8 protein-coding genes are annotated in these 9,844 nt (G+C 41.8%); 5 read left to right on the top strand and 3 right to left on the bottom strand.

Annotation, left to right across the window (positions count from 1 at the left end; all coding sequences use genetic code 11):
• Positions 1–163: 163 nt before the first annotated feature.
• The 5 genes from I8748_RS03780 (at position 164) to I8748_RS03760 (ending at position 6,508) form a co-directional block, all read left to right on the top strand.
• Entirely contained in the window at positions 164–1,318 is a 1,155-nt protein-coding gene (locus I8748_RS03780) for an NAD-dependent epimerase/dehydratase family protein (protein ID WP_198123332.1), read from the top strand.
• Between the two features lie 487 nt (positions 1,319–1,805).
• Positions 1,806–2,969: a glycosyltransferase family 4 protein gene (locus tag I8748_RS03775; protein ID WP_198123331.1), complete on the top strand. Its 1,164-nt coding sequence runs from the start codon at positions 1,806–1,808 to the stop codon at positions 2,967–2,969.
• A 480-nt stretch (positions 2,970–3,449) separates the two neighbouring features.
• Complete coding sequence (locus I8748_RS03770) at positions 3,450–4,115, top strand: DUF1361 domain-containing protein (protein ID WP_198123330.1); 666 nt, start codon at positions 3,450–3,452, stop codon at positions 4,113–4,115.
• Positions 4,116–4,467: 352 nt separating this feature from the next.
• Positions 4,468–5,643, top strand: coding sequence for a baeRF7 domain-containing protein (locus I8748_RS03765; RefSeq protein WP_198123329.1), 1,176 nt, complete (start codon positions 4,468–4,470; stop codon positions 5,641–5,643).
• A 52-nt stretch (positions 5,644–5,695) separates the two neighbouring features.
• Positions 5,696–6,508 (top strand): hypothetical protein, encoded by an 813-nt coding sequence (locus I8748_RS03760; RefSeq protein WP_198123328.1) that lies wholly within the window; start codon positions 5,696–5,698, stop codon positions 6,506–6,508.
• A 301-nt stretch (positions 6,509–6,809) separates the two neighbouring features.
• Here I8748_RS03760 and I8748_RS03755 read toward each other — a convergent pair whose 3' ends face one another.
• The 3 genes from I8748_RS03755 to I8748_RS03745 form a co-directional block, all read right to left on the bottom strand.
• Complete coding sequence (locus tag I8748_RS03755) at positions 6,810–7,778, bottom strand: FTR1 family iron permease (protein ID WP_198123327.1); 969 nt, start codon at positions 7,776–7,778, stop codon at positions 6,810–6,812.
• 313 nt (positions 7,779–8,091) lie between these two features.
• Complete coding sequence (locus I8748_RS03750; protein WP_198123326.1) at positions 8,092–8,526, bottom strand: ferritin-like domain-containing protein; 435 nt, start codon at positions 8,524–8,526, stop codon at positions 8,092–8,094.
• A gap of 139 nt (positions 8,527–8,665) precedes the next feature.
• Complete coding sequence (locus I8748_RS03745) at positions 8,666–9,709, bottom strand: ComEA family DNA-binding protein (protein ID WP_198123325.1); 1,044 nt, start codon at positions 9,707–9,709, stop codon at positions 8,666–8,668.
• Between the last annotated feature and the right edge of the window lie 135 nt (positions 9,710–9,844).

Below are 9,844 nucleotides of genomic sequence, written 5' to 3'. Positions count from 1 at the left end.
CAGGGGAGCAGGGGAGCAGGGGAGCAGGGGAGAATAACCACTGACAACTGACCACTGACCACTGACAACTGACAACCTTGTTTCACGACTCTCTCTCTTTTGATGGTTGAGAGAGTACACAAACCTGATAGATTTAGCTATCAGCGAGTAAACACTAGTGAAAATGAAAGTCCTGGTTATTGGTGGCGATGGGTATTGCGGTTGGGCAACTGCACTTTACCTTTCCAATCGAGGTTATGACGTTGGAATTTTAGATAGTTTGGTGCGACGACACTGGGATAATGAACTGGGTATCGAAACTCTGACTCCGATCGCACCAATTCAGCAACGCCTCCAACGCTGGCAAGATTTGACGGGTAAATCGATTGATCTATTCGTCGGCGACATTACTAATTACGAGTTTCTCAAAAAAACGTTACACCAATTTGAGCCAAACGCCCTAGTGCATTTTGGTGAACAACGTTCAGCTCCATTTTCCATGATTGACCGCGAACATGCAGTTTTAACTCAGGTGAATAACGTCGTCGGCACCTTGAACTTGCTGTATGCGATGCGGGAGGACTTTCCAGATTGCCATATGGTGAAACTGGGAACAATGGGTGAATACGGTACACCCAATATTGACATCGAAGAAGGGTACATCACAATTGAACACAATGGGCGTAAAGATACCCTGCCTTATCCCAAACAGCCCGGTTCAATGTATCACTTAAGTAAAGTCCACGATAGCCACAATATCCATTTTGCCTGTCGGATTTGGGGTTTACGGGCTACTGACTTAAACCAAGGTGTAGTTTACGGCGTCTTAACCGAAGAAACGGGAATGGACGAACTGTTAATTAACCGCCTGGATTACGATGGCATCTTTGGCACAGCACTCAACCGCTTCTGTATTCAAGCTGCGATCGCTCACCCCTTAACCGTCTACGGTAAAGGAGGACAAACTCGCGGATTTTTGGATATCCGAGATACAGTGCGATGTGTAGAATTAGCGATCGCTAACCCAGCCCAACCTGGCGAATTCCGTGTATTTAACCAATTTACCGAACAATTCAGCGTTGGTGACTTGGCATTGATGGTGAAAAAAGCCGGGAACGCAATGGGATTGAACGTAGAAATTAATAACCTAGATAACCCCAGAGTGGAGAAAGAAGAACATTACTTCAACGCGAAAAACACCAAACTGCTGGATTTAGGTTTACAACCCCACTATCTCTCTGATTCTCTACTCGATTCGCTGTTGAACTTTGCCATCAAGTATCAAAAACGAGTTGATAAAAAGCAAATTTTGCCTAAAGTCTCTTGGCATAGACCCTAGGAGCAAATCTGCGTGCAGCTGGTGACAGAACCTTATTTAATTCAAGTCATTAGCTGGACGAAAATAAATACACTCATCAGGGTCGGGCATGGGGAATTGGAAATAGGAAATTGGGAATGGGCAATTGGGAATTGGTGAGCCAGCGCGGTCTTGGGGGTTTCCACGCCACTTCCTTCAACGGGGGGAACCCCCGCAACGGAGTGGCTCCCCATGAGCGACTGGCGATCTCAAGAGCGATCTTCGACGCAGGAGCGTCACCCGAAGGGGAATTGGGTATAAGTTATTTCTCCCTCTACTGACTTACTCTCTACTCCCTACTCCCCACTCCCCACTCCCTATTTTCATTTCGGATTTTGTACAAAACCAGCGACAAAACATTAATTCTGGCTGTAGAGAATTGATTACGCCACGGGAGACAGTTTACTCTGTGATTGATAGCGAAACGCAAAAAAAGCTGAGATTATCTGCCTCTACTGAATAGTTTTTTATGAGAATAGCCCTATTCACCGAAACCTTTTTGCCCAAGGTTGACGGCATTGTGACACGCTTACGCCACACCGTTGACCATCTACAGCGCAATGGAAATCAGGTGTTAGTAATTGCCCCAGATGGTGGTATCACTGAACACAAAGGAGCTAAAGTTTATGGTGTGTCTGGCTTTCCCCTTCCATTGTATCCAGAGTTAAAAATGGCGCTACCCCGCCCCAGCATTGGTTATGCTCTCGAAGAATTTCAGCCGGATATTATTCATGTTGTCAATCCAGCAGTTTTAGGTTTGTCTGGAATTTTTTATAGTAAGATTCTCAACATTCCCCTAGTAGCCTCTTATCATACGCATTTACCCCAATATCTCCAACATTACGGTTTGGGAATGCTGGAAGGGCTTCTCTGGGAATTGCTGAAAGCCGGACATAATCAAGCAGTATTGAATTTATGTACCTCCACAGCAATGATGGAGGAATTGACTGCACACGGCATTGAACGGGTGCAAGTATGGCAGCGGGGAGTGGATACAGAATTCTTTCACCCTGATTTAGCTAGTATGGAGATGCGATCGCGTCTCTCTCAGAATCACCCAGAAAGCCCCTTGCTTTTGTATGTTGGGCGTCTTTCCGCTGAAAAAGAAATTGAGCGCATCAAACCAATTTTAGAGGCAATTCCTCAAGCGCGATTGGCACTGGTGGGAGATGGGCCACATCGCCAAGCCCTAGAAAAACACTTTGCTGGCACAAACACCAATTTTGTAGGCTATCTCATAGGGCAAGAGTTAGGTTCTGCCTTTGCTAGCGCTGATGCTTTTATTTTCCCTTCCCGCACAGAGACATTAGGCTTAGTACTGCTAGAAGCGATGGCAGCTGGTTGTCCAGTGGTAGCAGCCCGTTCTGGCGGAATTCCTGATATTGTGACAGAAGGTGTAAATGGATACCTTTTTGAGCCGACAGCAGATATTCAAGATGCGTTCACCGAAGGTGTTGGCGGAGCCATCGCTGCTACAGTTCGCCTTTTAGAGCAAAAACAAGAACGAGACATGATTCGTCAAAATGCCCGCAGGGAAGCAGAAAGTTGGGGATGGGCAGCTGCTACAAGCCAGCTACAAGATTACTATCAAAAGGTAATTTTTTCCAAACAATTGACGACACACAGAAAGTAGGGAGTAGGGAGTAGGGAGTAGGGAGTGGGAAAAGTAGTGGTTGACGCCGACTGTTAAACGCTTCCAAAAAACACTTGCAAGAAAAAAGCTCGATATGATAAGGGTTTGGGAAGTCTTTACAGAAAGTTACCAAATTATTCTGGAAATTATTCTGGAATTGAACTCAGGCAGATAGTAGTTACTCTTATGCCTATAACAAGGGCGACTCCTAAAATATGTAAATTCTTCTGGAAGTTCTTAGCAGCTGCTTTCCTCGCTGATAAGAACTTCCTTTCTGTGACAGATATGTCTTTGAAGTTTTTCTGGTTATACTAGGTCTTTAAGCTGGTTAAGTGAAGAATTAAGCATTAGCCATTTTTACAGTCCAGCATAGAACACACAAAAAAACTTGCTAGATTTTGACAGCAATGTCAAACAATCACTAAAGTTAAGACTACAGAACGAATCCACATCAATCACACGTCTTGCCAGTAAGCATTTATGAAAGAAGAATTGATTGAATTAATAGCCAGAGTTTTGCACGTCTTGAGTATTAATAAAAGCTGGATGACTTGGAATCTATTTCTAGCTTTTATACCTTTAGCCTTGAGTGTTTGGCTATTTCGCACCAGACGGAGTTGGTCTTGGGTTTGGTGGCTAGGATTTCTAGTTTTCTATGCTTTTTTACCAAATGCACCTTATTTATTGACTGATATAATTCATTTGATAGATGATATCCGCACAATTCAATCTGTGTGGATGATTACTTTGATACTAATTCCCCTTTACATTCTGGTAATTTTAGCTGGATTAGAAGCTTATGTAATCTCTTTAATTAATCTTGGTTACTACTTACACCGTATTGGTAAAAGTCAGTGGATTTTAGGGGTTGAGTTGATTACTCATGCCCTTTGTGCCATTGGTATTTATTGGGGTCGTTTTTTACGTTTCAATAGTTGGGATTTCATTACTCAACCAGATGCTTTATTGACCAAAGGTGTAGAAGAGCTTTTAGGTAAACAGCCTGTGATAATCATCGGCATTACTTTTGTAGTACTAATGGCTTTGCACTGGATTATGAAACGGGTAACTTTGGGTTTTGTGAAACCACTAAATAAGGGAATGGAAATTAAGTCACAAAAAACTAATACTCGAAATGTGGGATAGCTGAGTGATAATTGTTGACTGATGAACGCTAATTGCTTCAGCGCAACAGCACTTGTTCAAATCAGCAAAACATGGTAGTTGAGTGCCTTGAAAACCCGCGCAATGCAGTGTCTTAACAACGTACTCATTCCTGATGATGGTTAGCAGTTAACAAATTTCATAAGTTATTTTGGAATTGATAACTGTTTGAATTGAAAGAAATCTATGTCTATGCCCGCCTGTATATCCATCTAAAGAATGGTGTACCTGGCGGGTAATTTTTTATCAAAAGAAAGATGTATTTTGGAATTTTAGGTATTGAAATGAATATAGATTGTTCAGCTTTAATTGAAAGGGATAGGAGTTACATAATATGACACTATTGTCTATTGATGAACTAAAAACTTTAATTGAACAACCTCAAAATCACTGTATCTCTTTGTATATGCCTATGCAAAAAGCAGGGCCAGAGATTCGACAAAACCCAATTCGTTTTAAAAATTTAATCCGTGAAGCTGAAGAACGTTTGGATGCAATTGGAATTAGCCAGACTGAAGCGGAAAATCTTCTTCAGCCAGCTAGGGAACTTGACACCAGTGATTTCTGGGAACATCAAGACCACAGCTTAGCAATCTTTATTTCTCCAAAAGTGTTTCGCTATTACCGTCTACCAATAGAATTGCAAGAATTGGTGGTTGTGAGCGATCGCTTCCATCTCAAGCCGCTGCTACATTTAATCAATAATGATGGCAAATTCTACGTTCTCGCCCTTAGCCAAAAGGATGCGAAATTTTTTGAGGGTACACGGGCTGGTCTGAATGAGGTAGAAGTAGAGAATATGCCTAGAAGCATTGATGAAGCTCTTCAATACGACGAAACCGCTAAAGAAGGTCAATTTCGCATTGCCACATCCAAAGGTAGCAATACAAATCCTTTTACACGCTCACAGCCAGGTGCATTTCACGGTCAAGGAAGCCCAGACAGAGATCAGCACCAAGAAGTTATCCTACAATACTTTTATGCAGTTGATGCCGCATTGCATGAGAAACTGCAAGAGCAAACAGCACCTTTAATTTTGGCAGGTGTTGAATATCTGCATCCAATTTACCGTGAGGCAAATAGTTATCCTTATTTGCACGAGGAAGGTATTACCAAAAGACCAGAACTTTTCCAGCCAGAAGAATTGCACACAGAAGCCTGGCAAATCGTTGAACCTCTGTTTCATAAGCCAGAAAAAGATGCAATTGAGCTTTTTCAACAACTTGCTGGCGAAGGTACTGGTAAAGCTTCTAGTGATCTTAAAGAAATCATTCCAGCTGCTTATTATCAAAGAGTCGATTCTTTATTTGTACCACTAGGGAAGCAAATCTGGGGTGAATTTGACCCCGATAATATGGCTGTAGATTTGCATCCAGAACCAGAACCTGATGATGCAGATATGTTAGATTTTGCTGCTATTCATACTATTCTAAACGGTGGCAATGTCTACACTGTTGAGCCAGAACAAATGCCTAATGACGCACCAGCAGCAGCAATTTTCCGATATTGACCATTTTTGTAGTGTTGTATACAGTTGAACGAGCTATATACAACACTAAATAATGAAGACTATTCGCACCCTAATTAATCAATCTTTAATAGGTCTAGCTATTTTGAGCATAACTGCTGTCTTGTCCCAGCCTGGTAGGGCAGAAACCATCGCTGGACAATCTGGCAATGTCCGGGCGCAAATATCTTATGAAAAACCAGAGGAATACCAGTACAAAAATGTGCGGTTGCGAATTGTCCGGGCGGGTCAAACTATTTTGGATAAAAAGCTGCCCCAAGAGAGTGAATATGACCGACCTATTGGGGAGTTTACAGACAATAAATTACCAGTACTAGACTTGGATGGCAACAAAGAACCAGAAGTAATTGCCGATTTCTTTACAGGTGGCGCTCATTGTTGTACTTATTCTTTAATTTACCAGTACAACAGTAAATCTAAGCAATATATTCAGACTCGCCATGAATGGGGTAATGGTGGCTATCGACTCAAAGATTTAGACAAGGACGGACTGCCAGAATTTGATAGCCAAGACGATCGCTTTGCCTACGCTTTTACAGCTTATGCTGCTTCTGGCTATCCTCTACAAATTTGGCAATATCATCAAGGAAAAATGATTGATGTTACTCGCCGCTATCCTAAGTTAATCGCCAATCATGCCTCAGAGTTATGGCAAACTTACACCGAAGCGCGGCAACAGGGAGATGATGGTAAGGGGTTTTTAGCAGCCTACTTGGCAGATAAATATTTATTAGGTCAAGGACAGGATGGTTGGAAACGAGTACAACAGGCTTATAAAAAAAGCGATCGCAATCAATATTTTGCCGATTTACGCAAGTTTTTGGGCGAAACTGGATACATAAAATAAATTCACTTGAGTTCAACAAGTGCTGTTTTGACCTCTCCCCCGGCCCCTCTCCTACGAGGCTACGGTGTACACACAAGTCTAAATTTGTTTAGAAATCTAGGTTTTACCCCCCTTATAAAGGGGAGGGAACCAGATTTTCCGGTTTCCCCCCTTGATAAGGGGGGATTAAGGGGAGTAATACGACTTGTGTGTACACGGTAGCTCCTACGAGGAGAGGGGAGTAAAACTATTGTTTTTTCGTTGCTCCTCCCTTGCCTTTCAGGAGATGGAAGTTGGGAGGAAGAGGTCAAAATTATTACTTTTAATCTTTGGCAGTTCTAATTGTTTTTGGAGTTGCTGGGATCTTTTTAGCATCTTGAGAAGAACCACTATCCAGACTGCGGAAATATAATCCTCCAATGGTGAGTAAAAAGATTACATATCCAATTGCTTGCACAAGATAAAGATTTTCTCTGTAGCCAAACAAAGTTTTCAGAACAATGCCAGGGAATTCATGATCAGGCAATACTTTAGAAGTATTCCAAACCATTGGGCCTAAAATGCAAGAGTGGATTTTGGTGAAGCGTTCGTAGTAGAAACAAAGGCTTTCTGAGGCGCGACTGCTGAGAGCAACACTAGCAACTGCTTCGTCAAAACGTTGCAAAGCTGTTACTACTAACCCAGCTACAATCAACACCAATAAAACTCCCATCACTTGGAAAAATTGACGGATGTTGATTTTGATACCCCATTTAAATAAAAGCACACCTATTGCTACTGCTGTGATAACACCGCCAAGAGCGCCGATCGCAGGGATAAAGCCTTGTTGAAAACTACCAGTAATAAACAGAACGGTTTCAAAACCTTCGCGCAGGACGGCAATAAAAATTAAGCTAAAAATACCCCATCCAGCATTGCCATTTTGTGTTAAGGCGCTGGTGACAGCTCCTTCAACTTGTGCTTTCATAAATCTGGCTTGTTTAGTCATCCAGATTAGCATCCAGCTGAGCATAGCGATCGCCAGTACACTAAATGTACCTTCCAGCGTTGGCTCAATTACTCCCGCGTATTGCGGATAAGCTTTGCTTAGTGCTTGAGTTCCCCAACTGAATAATATTCCTATTAAAGCACTGACAATAATGCCAACGCCGACACCAGCATATACCCAAACATTGAGTCGAGATTGTTTGGCTTTTTTCAACAAAGCCAGCACAATGCCCACAACCAGGGCAGCTTCTACTCCTTCTCGGAGTGTAATAAAAAAAGTAGGTAAGGCAGTACTAAAGTCCATTGTTAATAGTCCAAAGTCAATAGTCCAAAGTCAATAGTTCAAAATCATCAGTCAACAGTGGAAAGTCTAAATTATTCAGGACTTACGCAACTGGCACATATATTTTCTGCGATGGGAGTCAATAGTCAAGAGTCAATGGTGAGTCAGTTCGATCTTGGGGGTTTCCACGCCACTTGCTACAACGGGGAGGCAGCCGCGTGGGCGCCCACACGACTGGCTCCTTTTGACCATTGACAATCCACACGAAAAAAATATGACAATGCGCGTAAGTCCTATTATTGACTATTGACTGTTGACTAATGACTAATGACTATTAGCTAAAATCGCGTAACATCTTTTTCAATTCAAGATTATGCATCTCTTCAGTACCAATCATGCCACGGGCGAATTCTTCTAGATAGATGCTGGCATTACTGACAGTATCTAATAAACTTTTGTACAAATCCAACGCTTTCTTTTCATGGGATAAGCTTTCTGCCAGGATATCCTTGACTGTGTGCTGGTAAGTTTCTTCCATTGGTGCAATTTTCAAAGAAGGATGACCATCTAAACCTGTAAGAATTTCTCCTACTTGTTGGGCATGGAGTAAGGACTCACTCGCCTGCGCCTTGAAAAAAGCTACAATCGGAATACGATTAGGGCCAGTTACCATTAAGGAATAGTGTGTGTAGCGTACTACTCCAGCTAGTTCAAATTCCATGATGGCGTTCAATAGGTCAACGGTCTTTTTCTGGTCAAGCTCTTGCATCAGTTGTCAACTCAAATCACGAATGGAGCGTTATGAATTAGGAGTTAGAAATTAAAAGTCAAGAATTCATAACTCATAACTCCTAATTATTTCCTAATTTTAAACTTCCTAGTCTTTACTTCCCATTAAGTTCAAATTGTTATTTTTGGGCTTGAGTGCTAGATTTATCAATTGCTTTTTGAGAGTTTTCCTCAATGGTTTTTATGAGTTTAGTAACTTCAGCAGGTGTTTTAACTGGTTTAGCTGGGGGAATAGCAGAGGGCCAAACCTTGAGCAGTTCAGCCATACTGGTTTCAATAGCTTTGTGTGCTTCGGGATCTTGTTGAGCTACTTGGCTCTTAATGCCTTTATATAAGTCATCAGCGTAGACAACAAAGCCACGGGAGTCTTGATATTCAATGGCTGCTGATACTTTACCATCTGCGATCGCAGCACCATATTCTGAGTTAGCTGCATCTAGCAAACCGTTAATCACCTGTAGCACAAATCCGGGTTTTGAGCGTTGAGCTTCTGGCAAAACTGCGATCGCATTATCAACTGATTGCACTGAAGAGGTAAAATTAGTCTTGACTTTGGCATCTTTGGGATTAGATTTGACTAAATCTTGCAAACTTACCAAAGTTGTCTTAAATTCTTTGACTTTACGTTCATTCAGTTGGTCTTCTACATCAACATAAATTTCCTCAACAGGATGCCCAATGTGAGGTTCTGCTTGTTTTGGCTGATTTTGATCCAGCAGTTCTTTTGCTACTAGAAGATGCCCCTTCATTAAACCTAGTTTAGTCATGTAGTCAACATCTTTAGCCTCACCTGTGAGTACTACTTCCTGGGTAGTAACTGTATCTTTAATTTGGTCGAACTGTTCCTGTGAAATGACTTTTTTGGTAACTAAATCTTCTGGTTTGCCGTAGGGACGATTCGCCTGAATTTTGTTGGATAAAGCCGGAACACCTAGCTGAGCTTCAAACTTATCCAACTGTGACAAGATAGCAGTATTAATGTTAATTTTCGCTTTGCCACCGTGACCACTATTACTGTTATGACTTGCTGCTTCTGTGACTTGGGGATTTGAGTTAGCAGCTGGTGCGGAGGGATTTTCTGTGGTTGGTGTGCTGTTACAGGCACTCAAGGATATTATTGCCGCAGTTGCAACAGTTAAACAGATATAGCGAAATTTTATCATTTTTGTGCCTAGGAATACTGAAAAAGGTGGTAATCGCAACATTTCAAACTACTGTCTGCGTTTGGTTTTGACGCTAAGTTATAGATTTTACTGTCGCATATAATGACACTTTTTATCAACTAGGCGTAATTTAAG

Source organism: Amazonocrinis nigriterrae CENA67 (assembly GCF_016056305.1).
GTDB lineage: Bacteria > Cyanobacteriota > Cyanobacteriia > Cyanobacteriales > Nostocaceae > Amazonocrinis > Amazonocrinis nigriterrae.
The sequence above is the reverse complement of the archived record's forward strand: the minus strand, read 5'-3'. Positions and strand labels throughout refer to the sequence as shown.